The 15,948-nt window shown below is 69.1% G+C and carries 12 protein-coding genes; 2 read left to right on the top strand and 10 right to left on the bottom strand.

Annotated features, from left to right (window positions below):
* Positions 1 to 20 precede the first annotated feature (20 nt).
* The 5 genes from ACFZAX_RS13120 to ACFZAX_RS13100 form a co-directional block, all read right to left on the bottom strand.
* The gene (locus ACFZAX_RS13120; RefSeq protein WP_390961298.1) at positions 21 to 1,982 is read right to left on the bottom strand and encodes a right-handed parallel beta-helix repeat-containing protein; all 1,962 of its coding nucleotides are present in this window, start codon (positions 1,980 to 1,982) and stop codon (positions 21 to 23) included.
* 74 nt (positions 1,983 to 2,056) lie between these two features.
* Positions 2,057 to 2,971, bottom strand: coding sequence for an ABC transporter permease subunit (locus tag ACFZAX_RS13115; RefSeq protein ID WP_390961297.1), 915 nt, complete (start codon positions 2,969 to 2,971; stop codon positions 2,057 to 2,059).
* 6 nt (positions 2,972 to 2,977) lie between these two features.
* On the bottom strand, positions 2,978 to 3,931 hold the full coding sequence (locus ACFZAX_RS13110; RefSeq protein ID WP_390961295.1) for an ABC transporter permease subunit: 954 nt from the start codon (positions 3,929 to 3,931) through the stop codon (positions 2,978 to 2,980).
* Positions 3,910 to 5,157: an extracellular solute-binding protein gene (locus tag ACFZAX_RS13105; RefSeq protein ID WP_390961294.1), complete on the bottom strand. Its 1,248-nt coding sequence runs from the start codon at positions 5,155 to 5,157 to the stop codon at positions 3,910 to 3,912. Before ACFZAX_RS13105 ends, ACFZAX_RS13110 begins: the two co-directional genes overlap by 22 nt.
* Positions 5,158 to 5,400: 243 nt before the next feature.
* Positions 5,401 to 6,660 carry an alpha-L-fucosidase gene (locus ACFZAX_RS13100; RefSeq protein ID WP_390961293.1) on the bottom strand — a complete coding sequence of 420 codons (1,260 nt, stop codon included), beginning with the start codon at positions 6,658 to 6,660 and terminating at the stop codon, positions 5,401 to 5,403.
* A 109-nt stretch (positions 6,661 to 6,769) separates the two neighbouring features.
* On the opposite strand from ACFZAX_RS13100, the gene ACFZAX_RS13095 reads away from it, so the two are divergent.
* A complete protein-coding gene (locus ACFZAX_RS13095; protein WP_390961292.1) occupies positions 6,770 to 7,576 on the top strand; it encodes a ribonuclease activity regulator RraA in 807 nt (268 codons plus the stop codon).
* Positions 7,577 to 7,646: 70 nt separating this feature from the next.
* On the opposite strand, the gene ACFZAX_RS13090 is transcribed toward ACFZAX_RS13095, so the two are convergent.
* The 4 genes from ACFZAX_RS13090 to ACFZAX_RS13075 all read right to left on the bottom strand — a co-directional run bounded on the left by ACFZAX_RS13090 (position 7,647) and on the right by ACFZAX_RS13075 (position 12,342).
* The gene (locus ACFZAX_RS13090) at positions 7,647 to 8,954 is read right to left on the bottom strand and encodes a BNR-4 repeat-containing protein (RefSeq protein WP_390961291.1); all 1,308 of its coding nucleotides are present in this window, start codon (positions 8,952 to 8,954) and stop codon (positions 7,647 to 7,649) included.
* 176 nt (positions 8,955 to 9,130) lie between these two features.
* Positions 9,131 to 10,432, bottom strand: coding sequence for an extracellular solute-binding protein (locus ACFZAX_RS13085; RefSeq protein ID WP_390961290.1), 1,302 nt, complete (start codon positions 10,430 to 10,432; stop codon positions 9,131 to 9,133).
* A 63-nt stretch (positions 10,433 to 10,495) separates the two neighbouring features.
* A complete protein-coding gene (locus ACFZAX_RS13080; RefSeq protein ID WP_390961289.1) occupies positions 10,496 to 11,416 on the bottom strand; it encodes an ABC transporter permease subunit in 921 nt (306 codons plus the stop codon).
* The gene (locus ACFZAX_RS13075; RefSeq protein ID WP_390961288.1) at positions 11,416 to 12,342 is read right to left on the bottom strand and encodes an ABC transporter permease subunit; all 927 of its coding nucleotides are present in this window, start codon (positions 12,340 to 12,342) and stop codon (positions 11,416 to 11,418) included. The genes ACFZAX_RS13080 and ACFZAX_RS13075 overlap by 1 nt, the downstream gene beginning before the upstream one ends.
* Positions 12,343 to 12,684: 342 nt before the next feature.
* On the opposite strand from ACFZAX_RS13075, the gene ACFZAX_RS13070 reads away from it, so the two are divergent.
* The gene (locus tag ACFZAX_RS13070; RefSeq protein WP_390961286.1) at positions 12,685 to 14,973 is read left to right on the top strand and encodes an FAD-dependent oxidoreductase; all 2,289 of its coding nucleotides are present in this window, start codon (positions 12,685 to 12,687) and stop codon (positions 14,971 to 14,973) included.
* Between the two features lie 62 nt (positions 14,974 to 15,035).
* On the opposite strand, the gene ACFZAX_RS13065 is transcribed toward ACFZAX_RS13070, so the two are convergent.
* Positions 15,036 to 15,824, bottom strand: a complete 789-nt coding sequence (locus ACFZAX_RS13065; protein ID WP_390961285.1) for an IclR family transcriptional regulator C-terminal domain-containing protein — start codon at positions 15,822 to 15,824, stop codon at positions 15,036 to 15,038.
* Positions 15,825 to 15,948 lie beyond the last annotated feature (124 nt).

Below are 15,948 nucleotides of genomic sequence, written 5' to 3'. Positions count from 1 at the left end.
TGGGACCTACGGAAGCACACTCAACGGACCGCCCCCGCCTCCCACTTCGGCGCCCCGTACTGGTAGGCACCGAGGCTCGGCACCGCATCCGTCGAGCCGTCGTTGATGCCCGGCAGCGCGATCGCCTGGCCCCGGGCAGGGGAGCCGGCGGTCAGCCGGAAGTCGTGCCCGGCCGCGTCGACGAAGAGCGGATCGGTCCCCTCGGGGAGGTTGTTCGAGAGAACGAGCCCGCCGTCGGTGGCACCGGTCAGCCCGCGAATGGCGCCGACGTTGTTGTAGATCTTCGTTCCGGTCGACTGCCCCGGCTCCTTGACGTAGAACAGGGTCATCCCACCGGTGTTGTTGTACACCCCGTTGTCGTGCGAGCCGGTGCCCAGACCGTTGAGCATCACCGTGCCCTCCCGGTTGCCCCAGCCCACGTTGTTCGCGATCACCAGGTCGCTCTGCCCGTTGTCGGCGTAGACGCCCGAGATCCCGAACGTGGTGAGCGTCGTGGCCGGCTCCGGATCGTGCAGCACGTTGTGATCGATGGACGTGCCCATCATGGAGGCGCTGCAGCACGTGTAGACCGCGGCGACGTCCAGGCTGAGGCGGGCGTACCCCGAGATGTCGTTGTACGCGATCAGGTCCTTGCCCGGGGTGAGGCCCTCCACCGTGTTCCACTGGAGGTTGATGCCGCTCCGGCCGACCCGGCTGATCGTGTTGTGGGTGACCGTCTGGCTGTTGCCCTGCACGGCGATGCCCGCCGCGTACGTCCCCATGTAGTCGACGTCGTGGATCACGTTGTTCGTGGCGGTGTTGTTCTGCCCGCGCAGGGCGATGCCGTTGCCCGCACTCAGCGACAGATCACTGTTCGCGATCGTGTTGTACGTCCCGTCGAGGACGATGCCCGTGTCGCCGACGCCGCGCGTCACCGTGCTGCCGCAGTCCGTCGCGCCGCGCGTGATGTCGGTGTAGTGCGACAGATACGTACCGCTGATGGCGTCCAGCGTCACGCCCGTGCTGGTCGGGCCCGTTTTGATGGTGGAGGCGAACAGCCCGACGCCCGCCACCGTCGTGTGACTCGCGGCCGTCAGGTCGAAGGCCAGGGTGCGGCTCTTCGCCTCGACGCTGTGCGCGCCCGGGTCGTCCTCGCTGTAGAGATACAGACGCTCGGCGGTGGGGTCGTAGAACCACTCGCCCGGGCGCGAGAGCTCACCGATCTTCCCGGCGAGGGCGTACCGCGTCTCCTTCGGCACGACCTTGTGCACGCATGGGGGCGCCACGTCGAGCGTCACCGAACCGACGGCCGAGCTCTGCACCGTGCCGGTCGCCGAGACGTACCAGTAGCCGGTCAGGGCGCGCGCACCGTCCCAGTACCCGGCGGGCCGGGTCAGGGCCGGGTCGGTGATCGTCGCGTCCGCGCTCCCCGTGTCGGCGTACTGCAGCGTGGGATCGAGCAGGTCGAGCCCCGGGTAGGGCCACTGTGCCTCGACGCCCGCCTTCCCGTCCGTGAAGACCTGCACGGTCGTCACGTCGGAGCCCAGGTCGGCGGAGGCGCTGTAGACGTGTCCGGCCGCCACCGCGGCGCTGAACGCGGAGTTCTGGGCGTACGGATCGCTCTCGGCGATCTCCGCGACGTCCGCGCCGGTGACGGGTGAGAAGCCCTGCACCGGCGCGGTTCCGCTCAGCGTCACCGTCGCCCCCGGCGCCGCCCGGTAGGTGATCGGCAGCGCGGCGGTACCCGACCGGGCCGGCACGACGGTCTCGGCGTACGTACCGGACTGGATCAGACAGGTGTCCCCGGGCTGCATGACGTCGGCGCACCGCTGGATGTGCTGGAACGCCTGACCCGTGGTGGTGCCCGTGCGGGAGTCCTGGCCCGAGGGAGCGACGTAGTAGACCGTGCCCGCCCGGACCCCGTACGGATGCGGGTGCGCGGCGGCCGGAACCGCGGCCGTCACCACGGAGAGCGAAGCGAGCAGGGCGGCTGCGGACCACATGCCCGTACCGGGACGTGGCCACCTTCTCCTCGACACTGAATGGTCCTTTCTCCGGAGGGAAACGATGCGCCCGCTCATCCCTTCACCGCGCCCACCGTCAGACCGCTGATGATGTGGCGCTGCATGTAGACGAAGAAGATGATCACGGGTGCGACGGCGAGCAGAAGGTTGGGGAACACCTTCGTCAGATCGGTGGAGTACTGGCTGATGCCCGCGTAGATCGCCGTCGTCACCGTGTAGTGACCGGACGACGGGCTGAGCAGGATCTGCGGTGAGATGAAGTCGTTCCAGATCCCGATGGAGTTGAGGATCAGGACGGTGACGACCGCCGGACGCATCAGCGGGAAGATGATGGTCCAGAACGTCCGGTAGCGGCCCGCGCCGTCGATCGTCGCCGCGTGGTCGATGTCCACCGGGATCGCGCGGATGAAGCCCACGAAGAGGAAGATGCTGACGGGCAGCGTCGAGGCCACGTCGTGCGCGACCAGGCCGGTCACGGTGTTGGCGAGGCCGACCTCGCGCAGAACGTAGATCACCGGGATGATCACGGCGGCCCCGGGGATGAAGGTGCCGGCCAGGAAGTACAGCAGCACCAGCTGCGTCCGCTTCTTGAGGCTGCGGGCGATCGCGTACGCGGCCGGTCCCGCCAGCGCGATGCACAGCACGTCCACGGCGACGACGAGGAAGAGCGTGAAGCCGTAGCCGCCGATGACGTTGTACTGCGGATTGCTGATGGCGGCGGACATGTGCTCGAAGGTCAGACCGCTCAGCGGGATCGAGAACGGGCTGTCGAGGATGTCCGCCTGCGACTTGAAGGCGTTCACGACGAGCAGGTACACCGGCACGATCATGACGACGAACAGCAGGCCGAGGAGCACCCGGCGCAGCGGGGAGCGGGACTCCCGCCGTTCCTCCGCGGAGACCTCGGGGGCGGGGGCCGGTACGGTCCGCGGCTTGTCGTGGACCCTCGGTTCGGTGACGACCACCATCGGCTCCTAACCGGTCGCAGCTTGGTCTTGGCGGTTGCGCAGCGCGGTCACGACGAGGGCGAGCGCGGCGGAGACGACCATCAGGAAGACCGCCTGGGCCGTCGCGTAGCCGACCTTGGTGCCCTCGAAGGACCGGGCGAGAATGAGGTAGGTGAAGGTCTGCGTCGAACCTGCCGGACCCCCGCCGGTGAGGCTGACCACGATGTCGTACGCCCTCAGCAGGCCGACCAGGTTCAGCACGGTCGCCACGGTGACCACGGGCGCGATCATCGGGATCACGATGCGCAGATTGGTCTGCCGCCTGTTGGCGCCGTCGATCGCCGCCGCCTCCAGGAGCTCGGCCGGAACGGTCTGCAGGGCGGCCACGAACAGGACGACGTTGAAACCGAATCCGGCCCAGACGATGACACCGATCAGCGTGTACAGCGCGAACTTCTCGTCGAAGAGGAAGCCGATCGGCTCCATGCCGAACTTGGCGAGCGTGTTGTTGACCGCCCCGTTCGTGCCGAGGATCGCCGCCCACAGATAGCCGAGGATCAACGCACTGATCACGTGCGGGAAATAGGCCACCGCGCGGAAGAACGAGTTGGTACGGGACCGGCCCTTGAGGATCAGCGCGTACACCAGGCCCGCGCCCACCATCAGGGCTGTGCCGATCGAGGTGATCAGCGCCGTCACGTACCAGGCCTGGGTCGAACTCGGGTCGTCGAAGAGGTGCTTGTAGTTCTCCCACCCGATGAGCTTCGCGGTGGAGAAGCCGTCCCAGTCCGTGAAGCTGAGGTAGACCGCCACGCCCACGGGCACGATCGTCAGCACCGTGTAGAGAAGCACGGCCGGGCCCACCATGCCGAACGTGACGGCGGCCTCGCGGAAGCGGGCCCGTCCGCGACCGGAGTCCGTACGCGCGGAGGCGGCGACAGTGCGCCGTGTCCGTGGCGTCAGTTCTGCGAGTTCCACCACTTGTCCAATCCGCGAGCGGCATCCTTCGCGGAGGTGCCCGTGTACAGGGACTGGATCTGCGTGTTGAGCTCGTCGCTGAACCCGGCGACCGGCTGGTTCTCACCGGACTTCACCAGCACCGACGGCGTCGCGTCGAGGATCTTCTGCACCGCGGTGCCGAGGCTGGACATCGGATAGCCGAAGCCCGTGCGCAGATTGCCGTCGGCGGCGAGCTGGCTGCGGATCGCCTCCTTGTCGGTGACCAGCCACTTCACGAACTCGACCGCCTCGGCCTTGTGGCGCGACCGGTTGACCACCGTGTAGGGGTTCGAGACGTTGCCGAACTGGCCGGACGGGTAGGTGCCGTCGGTCGGCATCGGGAAGACACCGATCTCGTCGCTCTTCTTCGCCGCGTCGGCGGCGGGCACGAAGAAGGACCCCATCATGTACATCGCCGACGTGCCGTTGAGGAAGGACGTCTGCCCGTCGGTGTACGTCAGCCCCAGCGCGCTCTTCCGGAGGTACCCCTTGTCGATCCACTCCTCGTAGCGCTTCAGGTACGGCACATAGCCGCTGTCGGCGAAGGAGACCTCGCCGTCGTTGCGCTGTTTGATCCACTGCGGGTTCCCGGTGAGTACACCGGCGTCGGCCATCATCGAGAACTGACCACCCGTCACCCACTGGCCGGCGGTCTGCAGCGGCTCGTAGCCCGCCGACTTCAGACGGCCCATGGCGGCGGTGAACTGGTCCAGCGTCCGGATCTTCGTCGCGTCCACGCCCGCCTTCGCGAAGGCGGCCTTGTTGTAGAAGACCAGCGACTGGATCTGCTCGCCCACGCCGACCATGTACGTCCTGCCGTCGACGGCGTACTGGTCGACCAGGGGAGTGTCCTTCGCCCACGCCTGGTCGGACAGGTCGGCGAAGAGCTTGGCCGTGTCGGGGGCCGGGACGATCTGCTGGGCGACGTCGGGCGGGTCACCGGCCGCGAGGTCCTGGGTGAGCTTGGCGTTGGCCGAGACGGTGCCCGTCAGCTCCAGCTTCACGTGCACGCCGGGATGGCTCTTCTCGTACGTGGCGAAGAGCCCCTTCCAGTACTGCTCCGTCAGGTTCGGCGAGATGTTGACGATGATGCGGAGAGTGGTGCCCCCCGCGGCCTCGTCGGACCCGCTTCCTCCGCAGGCGACGGCGGATGCCATCACCAGCGGAGCAACGGCGAGTGCGGAGGCTCGGTGCCACATGGTTCTCATCGGACACGCTCCATTGCGTAGTCATGAATAATCGATAGCCGATGTGCAGCGCAGGCGTTCGTTCGGGTTCGGCGGGAAAGGGAGGGGGTGCCGCGTCGACACGGTGCGGGCGGCTCGTCGTAGGCGTCGTGATAATCGCCTATCGATTGCTGATGCTAGGGGCGGCTCCCCGCATGTTCAAGAGTGCTGCCGAAACCGCTTGCTCCGGTCGTACCGCTGCCCGGTCGCGCACGTCGGCCCCGGTCATGAATCCAACTCCGCGCTCTCCAGGAAGAGTTCGATCACCGGGAGCAGCACGTCGGGCCGGGCGGTGGGCAGGGTCAGGGTCAGGGTGCCCGGTGGCTGACTCGGCGGGGCCAGGTTGTTGTGCTCGTGACGGGCGCCGTCGGTCTCGTGGAAGGTGATCTCCGAACCGTCGTGCAGCAGTTGGGCATAGCGCACCCGCCCGGCCAGACCCGGGAGGTGCAGGTGCCTGAGGGGCCAGGCGAGCAGGTGCAGATAGAGGCGGTGGCCCGCCTGTGTGTACAGGGCGTTCGCCGGTGGCTGGAAGGAAGAAGGTCCCGCTCCGTGCACGGAGCGGGCGTGCCGGGCGCTCCACCCCGCGATGGCCCGCAGGGTCTCCCTCGCCCGATGGTCGAGCGAACCCCTGCCGTCGGGGCCGACGTTGAGGATCAGATTGCCCCCGCAGGAGACGGACTGGACCAGCATGCGGACCAACTGGGACGGGTCCTTGTAGTCGTGGTTGTCGCGGTCGTAGCCCCAGGACCCGTTGAGCGTGTGGCACGCCTCCCACGGCACCGGCACGCCGTCGCGCTCCAGCGGCCGGTCGGGCTGGTACTGCTCGGGCGTCACGTAGTCGCCCGGTATGCCCAGCCGGTCGTTCACGAGGATGCCGGGCCGCAGCTCGCGGACCGTTTCCATGAGCTCCGTGGCCCCCCACTGCTCCGGCCCCATGCCCGGGTACGTGAAGTCGAAGAAGAGCAGGTCGACGTCGCCGTAGCCGGTGAGCAACTCGGCTATCTGCCCCCGCATGTACGTGCGGTAGCCCGCCAGGTCCGCCGTCTCCCGTCCGCCCGCCGAGCCGCGCAGCGGATGGTGCTCGTCGACCGGGAAGCCGGGGTGGTGCCAGTCGAGGAGCGAGTAGTAGAGGCCGACGCGCAGGCCCTCGGCACGCATCGCCTCGGCGAACTCGGCCACCAGGTCCCGGCCGGCCGCGCGCACCGAGGTGTAGTCGGTCAGCGACGAGTCGAAGAGGCAGAACCCGTCGTGGTGCTTGGCGGTGAGCACGGCGTAGCGCATCCCCGCTTCCCGCGCGGCACGCGCGAGTTGCCGCGCGTCGAAGAGGTCCGGGTCGAACCGCTCCAGGTAACGGTCGTACTCCGCTTGGGACATGGCCTCCCGGCTGCGTACCCATTCGTGCCGCGCGGCGAGGCTGTACAGGCCGTAGTGGACGAACAGTCCGAAGCGGGCGGTCTCGAACCAGCCGCCGGGTGCAGTGGGCACGGAAGACTCCTGACGGATTGACAGCAGTAATCGATAGGAGGTTATCTACCATCGATAGGCGATGATGTCACTGGTGTGGTGCGCGGAGAGCGCGCGGAGAGGCACGGACATGAACCCGAGCAGTCAAGGAACGCCCGCCGCGGGGGAGACCCCGATCTACGAGTCGATGCGGTCGCCGGTCCACACCTCGTCCTTCCGCAGGCCGACACGGCGGATGGTGGACGCGCTCGCGGACGTGAGCGCGGCGACCGCCTGCGCGAAGCTGCACCAGATGGGCATCACCCGGACCTTCATCGACGGGCCCGTGCCGTTGCACCGGGAGCCGGACGTCAAGGTCACCGGAGGCGCGGTGACCCTGCAGTTCCTTCCGCAGCGTGAGGACGTCTTCAACGGTGCCGAACAGGAGGACATCGAGCGCAAGACGCCGCTGTGGGGGGTGCTGGAGTCGATCCGGCCCGGTGACGTGCTGGTGATCGCGGCGCAGGGGAGCCACTTCACCGGCTGTCTCGGCGACATGCTGGTGCGCTACTTCAAACTGCGCGGTGGCGCCGGCATCGTCGTGGACGGGCGGGTGCGGGACGCGGCCCGGATCCGGGCCCTCGGCGTGCCGGTCTGGTGCACCGGCGTCACCCCGCACTACGCCTCGCAGACCGAGCTCTTCCCCTCCGCCTTCAATGTGCCGGTGGGGGTCGGCGGCACACTGGTCACACCGGGGGACCTGATCGTGGCCGACGAGGACGGAGCCGTGGTCGTACCGCAGGACCGGGCCGTCCCGCTGGCCGAGGACTCGCTCCTGCACCAGGACCGCGAGGCGTTCGCACGCCGCCGCCTCGACGAGGGGGGCCTGCTCTCCGACTACTACCCGCTCACCGGTGCGGGGCTGGACGAGTACCTCGCGAGCAGGACGGCGAACTGACCGCCCGCGCCGTCCGTACGGGGGAGCCGGAGCGCCCCCGTACGGACGGCGCGAACTGCATGGCCCTGCCTCAACGGACACCGTAGTAAAGGGAGTTGTGCGCGGTGTCCGGAAGGTAGAGCACGTCGTGACCGTCCGAGTCCTGCCGCACCGCGAGCCGGTCCGCGCTCACACCGGGAGCGGCGGACTGCGCGGTCCAGGCCCCGTCCGCCGACTGCGTCGCGGAGTAGACCCGGTCGGTGCCCGAGGTGGTCACGTAGTAGATCCGCTTGAGGTCCGTCGCGTCCCAGGTGATACCGAGGGCGGCCGCGGTCTGACCGCCGGCGTACACGAGCTTCTCCACCCAGTCGCTTCCGCTCGGATAGGCGTAGTACACACGGAAGTCGCCGTCGCTGTCCGCCGAGCGGTAGCGGTAGGCGACCTTCGGGGTGGAGCCGTCGAGGGTGAGCTTGGCGCTCTGCACCGCCGGACCGGTGTAGGCGTTGTCGATGCTCCACTCCTCGCCCGCGGTGAGGTCCTGGATCACGTCCGAGGTGGCGGGGGTGACCGGGGTGGTGACGGTGGCGCCTGCACTGTCCGCGAAGGCGCCGGTCGACGGGTCGTAGGTCAGGTACGAGAGCTGGTGGCGGAACGCGGTCGCCGGCGCCTTCGCCCACTCGTAGAGGATGTGGACGCGGCCGGAGGCGTCCACCGTGATGTCGTCGGGGTACACGGAGCGGTTCAAGGCGCCGGCGAAGGTCGCGACGGTGCTCCAGCTTGAGGCGGCGTTGTCCCAGCGGTACAGCTTGCCGGGCCGCTGGTCGGAGCCCGCACCCACGCGGGCGGCCAGGTACAGGTCGCCGTTGGGCGCGGTCGTGATGACCGGGTAGGTGATGCCCACGCCCTGGTCGGGCAGTTCGGACGCGTGGTCGGTGACGTCGCCGCCGGGGGCCTCGGTGCGGAAGTAGCGCCAGGCGTTGGCGTGCATGGAGGTGAAGACGTGCAGCCGGCCGCTGCCGTCGCGGGCGACCGACGGCTGGTTGTGTCCGTTGTCGTCGGCGAACTCGGCCTGCTGACCGTCGCTGTTCAGCAGCGGCAGTTTGCTCCAGACCCCGTCCGGGTCGCGCCGCGCGATGGCGGGCCGGTGCGTCGCGGCCGTCGATCCCGGCTCGTTGAAGGCGAAGTACGTGTACTGGCCGCGGCCCTTGTACGTGGCCACCGGCGTCCACCAGGCCGCCTGGTTCGACGAGTCCATCGTGTACGGGACCTTCTCGATCACCGTCGCCGCGGCTGCCGTGCCCTGCGGGGTGTCGGCTGCTCCGGCGGCCGGTACGGGCAGGAGGAGGGCGGCCAGGGCCGTGGCCGAGGCGGTGTACGTGCGTACCGTGGGACGTCGCATGAGGAGCTCCTTTGCTCTTCGCGGGTGCGGGCGTGGAGAGGGCGCGGACGGTGGCGGCCCGGGGGCCGGCCGACGCGGCCGTCGTGCGGGGTGGAGCGCGGGGAGGGGCCCGGCGAGGGCCGTGCCACGTCCGCCGGGCCCGGGATACGGTGCTGGAGGCCGTGTCCGCCCGGGCCTCAGCGCTTGATGAACGCGGCGACCTGCTCGCCGGCCTGCTTCATCGCGTCCTTCGGCTTCGACGTGCCGACGAGGACGGCCTGCACCTGCTTGGCGACGGCCTCCTCGATCTGGGAGTTCTGGGCGAACTGCCAGAACGGGCTGCCGGTCGCCGTCTTGGTGATCTTGCTCGTCCACTCCGTGGAGAAGCTGTCCTTGGCGACCTCGGGAGCGGCCAGGCCCGCGGTGGTGGACGGCGGCAGGGCGCGCTCGGCGAAGTACTGGGAGGTGGTGGCCAGGTCGGTGGTCGTGTGCAGCGCGAACTCGGTCGCCGCGTCCTGCCCCTTGCCCTTGACGATCGCGATCACGCCGCCCCAGAGCAGCGCCTGCGGCGTGTCCCCGGCCTTGAGCACCGGTCGTTCCACCGGCCGCATGGCGTCGGCCAGCGTCTTGTCCTTCGACTGGGCGGAGGTCACGCCCTTGCCGATGATCGCGTCGTCGTAGAAGGCGGCCTTGCCCTGGCCGAACAGGGCCCGCGCGTCGAAGCGGTCCACGTCGGCGGCGATCAGCTTCTCGTCGTGCAGCTTCTTGTACCAGGTGACGGCGTCGATCGAGGCGTCGTCACCTATGGTCACCTTCCCGTTGTCGAGCAGCGTGCAGCCGAAGGTCTGCATCCACGGGAAGATGTCCTTGAGCTGCGCGACCTTGGTCGCGGCGGCATACGGCACCACACCGCCGCCGAGCCCCTTCAGCTCCCGCAGCGCGGCTTCGAACTCCTCGACGGTGGTGGGGAGCTTCTTGATCCCGGCCTTCTGCAGGAGCTTGGAGTTGGCGATCAGCCCGATCGATCCGGTGTTCCACGGCAGCCCGTACTGCTTTCCGTCGTACGTACCGCTGCTCAGCGCCACGTCCGTGTAGCCGCCCTTGCCGGCCACCGGGCCGAGGTCGGCCAGCTTGCCCATCTGCGCCATCGCGGCGAGCCAGGCGATGTCGAGGTGCACGGCGCCCGTCGTCTGGCCACCGCCGAGCTTGAGGGTGAGCTGGCTCAGGTACTCGTTGTACGGGTACGACACCGCGCGGATCTTGCTGTTCCGGGCCTTCTCCCAGGCCGCGATGATCTTCTCGATCGAGGGCTTGGCGGCCTCCTCGTTGAGCGACCAGGAGGTGAAGTCGAAGTCCTTGGACGTGGTGTCGCCGCCGTTGGTGGTGGAGCCCGCGCCGGACGGCGCACAGGCGCTGAGCACACCGGCGCCCGCCACACCGAGCGCGCCGATGCCGAACATGCGCAGCGCGCCGCGGCGGCTGATGCCAGAGGTGGTCATGATCTCTCCATGGGGAGTGTGCGGGAGGGGAGGTACGTGCGGGCGCGGGTGGGTCCCGCGGGTTCAGCTCTTCACCGAACCGGCGGTCATGCCGCCGACGAGGTAGCGCTGCAGGAACATGAAGGCGACGACCACCGGGACGGACACCACGAGGGAAGCAGCCATCAACTGGGGCCAGGCGGTCTGGAACTCGCCGATGTAGGTGGAGACGAGGCCGGGAGGCAGGGTCTGCTTCTCCTTGTCGGCCAGGGTCAGCGCGAAGATGAAGTCGTTCCAGCCGCGGACGAAGGCGAAGAGCCCGGCGGCGATCATCCCGGGCGCGGCCAGCGGTGCCACGATCGAGTGCAGCGTCCGCCACCGGGACGCGCCGTCGATGGACGCCGCCTCCAGCAGGGCGTCCGGGATGGTGTCGAAGATGCCCTTCAGCATCCAGACGCACAGCGGCATGGTGAACGTGGTGAAGGAGAGCACCAGGGCGGTGTACGTGTTGAGCATGCCGAAGCTGGAGAAGACCGTGTACAGGGTCACCAGCAGAAGCGCCTGGGGGAACATCTGGGAGGCCAGCACCAGATGCATCAGCGACCGCCGGCCCGTGTAGCGGAACTTGGAGAACGAGTACCCCATGTACGTGGCGACCACCACGCTCAGCACGGCGGTGATCGAGGCCACGATGAGCGAGTTGACCATGTACTTGATCAACTGGTCGTTGTCGGCCAGGGCCGTGAAGTTGTCGAGCGTGAGGTCGGTGGGTATCAGCTTCGGCGGGAACTGGAAGGTCGACTCGGGGGTACTCAGCGCGGTGGCGAGCAGCCAGTAGACCGGCAGCAGACCGAAGGCGCCGATGACGACGACCGCACTCCAGGCGGCGATCCGCGAGCGCAGCAGGTCCTTGCGCATGCGGCGACGGGTGCTGCCCCCGGCCCGGGTGGCGGACGACCGGGACCGGTCCACGGCGGACAGCGGGGTGGAGGTGGTGGAGGTCATCAGGCGTCGCCCTTCCGCTCGGTGATCCTGAGGTAGACGACGACGAGGAGAAGCAGGAGCAGCATCCACAGTCCGCCCAGTGCGGTGGCCCGGCCGATGTCGAAGCCCTTGAACGCGGTCTGGTAGACGGCGGTCGCGAAGGTCTCGGTGGTGCCGGCCGGTCCGCCGCCGGTGAGCACGTAGATGGTGTCGAAGTGCTGGAAGTTCCAGATGAACTCCAGCAGGAGCACGATCGAGGCGACACCGCGGATCTGCGGCCAGGTGACGTCGAAGAAGCGCCGGATCGAGCCCGCCCCGTCCATCGAGGCCGCCTCGTGCAGCTCCCTGGGCACGGTCTGCAGACCGGCCAGGAGCATCACCATCATCCAGGGGAAGCTGGCCCAGGTCTTGGTGACGATGACCGCGAGCATCGCGGTACCGGGCTGCCCGAGCCAGGCCACCGACTCCTCGATGATTCCGGCCTTCATGAGGACGCCGTTGAGCACCCCGTAGTTCGCGTTGAAGATCCACATCCAGAGGAAGGAGACCACCACGCCCGGGATCACCCAGGGGAACAGGAACAGCCCGCGCAGAAATCCGCTGCCCTTGAGCCCGGTGTTCAGCGCGAGCGCGAGCGCCAGGCCGAGCACGAAGGGGACGAGCGTCGCGCCGACGGTGAAGACCAGCGTCTGCTTGAGGATGGTGAGGAAGTCGCCGTCCAGCCAGTAGGTGAAGTTGTCCAGGCCGACGAACTCCCGGCCCGGCAGCCGCAGGTCCTGCTTGAAGAAGCCGGTGAACAGCGCCGACAGCAGCGGGTAGAAGATGATCGCCGCGAAGAGGGCGAGTCCCGGCGCGGTCAGCAGCAGGGCGAACGCACCGTTGGAGAGCCGCCCGCCGGTCCGCTGACGGGGCGGGGGCGCCTTCTGGGGAGGTGCGGCCGTACTCATGGGTCTGTCCTCTCAAACGGTGGCGGGAGCGCCGGGGCCCTGTGTGAACGCCAACCCTGCTCCAGTGAATACAAGTTGCAGCATGCGGGATCGTTCTCCATATCGTGCGATGGAGTCAACCCTTTTGGTCGGTGAATCGCCGGTTCTGTGGAGGACCGGCGGACTCGCGCCCCCTGCTCCGAATGCGCACGTCGATGCGCGGCAACGGGACCGGTGGCCGCAACGGAACTTACAACGAATCCCACTGGCTGAACAGTGGTTGCACAATATGGATGTGATGTACGTTCAGACCCGCTCCGCTGTTGCGGGGAGTGTCCGAGCACCACACCGAGGAGGCCGCACGTGCGGGAAGAAGAGGTCCATTACGACATCGCCGTGATCGGCGGCGGACTGGCGGGGACCTGCGCGGCCATCGCCGCGGCCCGGCTCGGCCGACGCGTCGCCCTGGTCAACAACCGGCCCGTGCTGGGCGGCAACGCCAGCAGCGAGATCCGCGTCTGGGTCTGCGGCGCCTCCGCACACGGCGTGCACCGCTGGGCCCGCGAGACCGGAATCATGGGCGAGCTCTACACCGAGAACCAGTACCGCAACCCCGAGGGCAATCCCTACTACTGGGACCAGGTCGTCCTCGACGCGGTCCGCGCGGAACCCAACATCGACCTCTACCTCAACACCGACGTGCGTGAGGTCGAGGCGACCGGCCCCGACGACAGCCGCGAGGTGCACTCCTGCACCGGCTGGATGATGGGCTCGGAGCGCCGCATCACCTTCCACGCGCGCCAGTTCCTCGACTGCACCGGAGACGGCCTGCTCGGCCACCTGGCCGGCGCCCACTACCGCATAGGCCGCGAGGCACAGGCCGAGTTCGGCGAGCCCTGGGCGCCGCCCGAGGCCGACCGGGCGCTGCTCGGTTCGACGATCCTCTTCCACAGCAGGGACACGGGAGCGCCGGCGAAGTTCGTGCCGCCCGCCTACGCCAAGGACCTGTCGACCACGCCCATCCTGCGCAACCGCATCCTGCGCACCGGGGACAACGGCTGCGACTACTGGTGGGTCGAGTGGGGCGGCGAACTCGACACCGTCCACGACAACGAACGCATCCGCGACGAGCTCCAGGCCGTGATCATGGGCATCTGGGACCACATCAAGAACTCCGGCGCGTTCCCGGACGCCGCGAACCTCACCCTGGAATGGGTCGGCAGCCTCCCCGGCAAGCGCGAGTACCGCCGCTTCCTCGGCGACCACGTCCTCACCCAGCAGGACATCCTCCAGCAGCGCCAGTTCCCCGACCGCATCGCCTTCGGCGGCTGGTCCGTGGACCTCCATCCCGTCCAGGGGATGTACGCCGACGAACCAGGGGCCCGCCAACGCTACGCGGACGGCATCTTCCACATCCCGCTGCGCTCCCTGTATTCGGCGAACGTCACGAACCTGCACTTCGCCGGGCGGAACATCTCCGCCACCCACATCGCCTTCGGGGCCACCCGCGTCATGGCCACCTGCGCGACACTCGGCGAGGCCGCGGGCACCGCCGCGGCCCTGTGCGTCGCCGAGGGCCTCACACCGCGCGAACTCGCCACGGAGCGACCGGACCTGGTGCGCCGCACCCTGCTGCGCCAGGACGCCTCCGTGATCGGCGTCGCCGACGACGACCCCGGCAACCTGGCACGCACGGCCCGCGTCAGCGCCTCCTCCCACCTCGCCCTGCTGGCCGCCGAGCCCACCGGGGACGAGCCCGGCACCCCGTACCCCCTCACCCGCGACCTCGCCCTTCTCCTGCCGGTGGACCCCGCCCTCGACACCGTGGACCTCCTGGTCCACGGCGCCCCGGACGGCCACACCCGCGAACTCACCGTGGAACTGTGGGGCACGGGCGCCCCCGAGAACGCGGTCCCCGCCGACCGTCTCCTCACGACCACGACCACCGTCCCGTCCGGCGGTCCCCACTGGGTCACGGCCCACCTCGGCCACCGCCCCGACACCCCCCGGAACGCGATCCTCATCGTCCGGGCCTGCCCGGACACGGCCCTGGTCCTGCTCCCCGGGCGCACCGACGGCGTCCTCGCCCTGCGCAGGAAGGCCGAGGGAGACGCGGCCGTCGACCACGACATCCCGGAGGAGGACGGCCAGCTGGTCCTGGAATGGCAGGCCCGCGGTCTGCGGCGCCAGACCTTCGCCTTCCGGGCGGCCCCCGGCACCACGGCGTTCCTCCCCGAACGGGCCGTGGGCGGATACCAGCGGCCCTACGGCGGCCCGAACATGTGGTCCTCCGCACCGGAGGGCACTGAGGAGTGGCTCCGTCTCGACTGGCACGACGAGCAGGAACTCACCGAGACGCGCCTGGTGTTCGACGACGACGTCGACGAGTACCTCAACAACCTGCACCGCCACCGCACCCCCTACGAGGTGATGCCGGAACTCGTACGCGACTACCGCGTCCAGAGCCGGGACGCCGCCGGTACGTGGCACACGCTCCTGACGGTGACGGACAACCGGCGCCGCCACCGCGTGCACGCGCTGAAAGCCGCGGACGGCGGCCCCGTACGCACCCGGGCCCTGCGGCTCGTGGTCGACGCGACGCACGGGGCACGGCACACGCACGTGATCGCCTTCAAGGCGTACGGCGCGTAACGGCACGCGAAGGGGGCCGGTGGAGGCCGATCGGCCTCCACCGGCCCCCTTCGCCGTGCGCGTCAGAGCGCGCCGAGTGCCTGACTGATGGCGTCGGCGGCCTCGATGACCTCGCGGACGAGGGCGAGACGCTGCCCCTCGGTGTCGGAGTGCTCCCCGAGCAGCGAGGCCGGACCCCACAGCGAGATGGCGGCGACCACGTCCCCCGAAGCGTCACGGACGGGCGCGGCCAGGGACGCGCGGCCCAGAGCGCGCTCTTCGGCCTCGATGGCGTACCCGGTGCGCCGGACGGTCTCGATCTCGGTGTCGAGGAGGTCGTGGCTGGTGGTCGTGTACTCGGTGTGCGCGTCCAGGGGATCGCCCAGCAGCCTGCGACGCTCCCTGGGAGAGAGGCCGGTGAGCAGGCACTTGCCGATGCTCGTGGCGTGCAGCGGGGCGGTGTGCCCTGCCTGCGTGTAGGACTTGGGGGCGCGGGGGCCCTCGAAATTGCACAGGAACATCAGCTCGCCACCGCGGCGTACGGCCACGTTGGCGCCGAGCCCGGTGCGGGTGGCGAGGCCCTGGAGCACCATACGGGCCGCCCGGTGCACGGGGTGGCGGTTGGTGGCGGTGGCGGCGAGGGGGAGGAGGCCCAGGCTGAGCCGGTAGAGGTTGCTGACCGGATCGCGTTCGACCATGTCGAGGCGTTCCAGCGTGGACAGCAGGCGAGAGGTGGTCGACGAGCCCAGTCCGGTCAGCTCGGCGACGTCCGAGACACGGAGTTCGGGGCGACCGGAATCGAGTGCGCGCAGCACCGATACCGCTCGTTCGACGCTCTGGTTCGTCCCGGCATCAGTCCCCCGCGTAGCCATGACCCTCCTCTTTCTGCAAACGGCTTGCACTATCTGCATCAGCATATCGCGCATGATCGCCGCCCGTACCTGGAATCAACGACCGGGGCGGTTCCGCGACGGGCCGGCGACAGCACGCGGGGGA

The organism is Streptomyces sp. NPDC008125 (genome assembly GCF_042957125.1).
Classification (GTDB): domain Bacteria; phylum Actinomycetota; class Actinomycetes; order Streptomycetales; family Streptomycetaceae; genus Streptomyces.
This window is presented reverse-complemented; position numbering and strand designations above follow the sequence as displayed.

Bases quoted from the DNA above. Each gene is read 5' to 3' on its own strand.
- ACFZAX_RS13120 (WP_390961298.1), bottom strand. From the start codon at position 1,982: ATGTGGTCCGCAGCCGCCCTGCTCGCTTCGCTCTCCGTGGTGACGGCC.
- ACFZAX_RS13115 (WP_390961297.1), bottom strand. From the start codon at position 2,971: ATGGTGGTCGTCACCGAACCGAGGGTCCACGACAAGCCGCGGACCGTA.
- ACFZAX_RS13105 (WP_390961294.1), bottom strand. From the start codon at position 5,157: ATGAGAACCATGTGGCACCGAGCCTCCGCACTCGCCGTTGCTCCGCTG.
- ACFZAX_RS13095 (WP_390961292.1), top strand. From the start codon at position 6,770: ATGAACCCGAGCAGTCAAGGAACGCCCGCCGCGGGGGAGACCCCGATC.
- ACFZAX_RS13090 (WP_390961291.1), bottom strand. From the start codon at position 8,954: ATGCGACGTCCCACGGTACGCACGTACACCGCCTCGGCCACGGCCCTG.
- ACFZAX_RS13085 (WP_390961290.1), bottom strand. From the start codon at position 10,432: ATGACCACCTCTGGCATCAGCCGCCGCGGCGCGCTGCGCATGTTCGGC.
- ACFZAX_RS13080 (WP_390961289.1), bottom strand. From the start codon at position 11,416: ATGACCTCCACCACCTCCACCCCGCTGTCCGCCGTGGACCGGTCCCGG.
- ACFZAX_RS13075 (WP_390961288.1), bottom strand. From the start codon at position 12,342: ATGAGTACGGCCGCACCTCCCCAGAAGGCGCCCCCGCCCCGTCAGCGG.
- ACFZAX_RS13065 (WP_390961285.1), bottom strand. From the start codon at position 15,824: ATGGCTACGCGGGGGACTGATGCCGGGACGAACCAGAGCGTCGAACGA.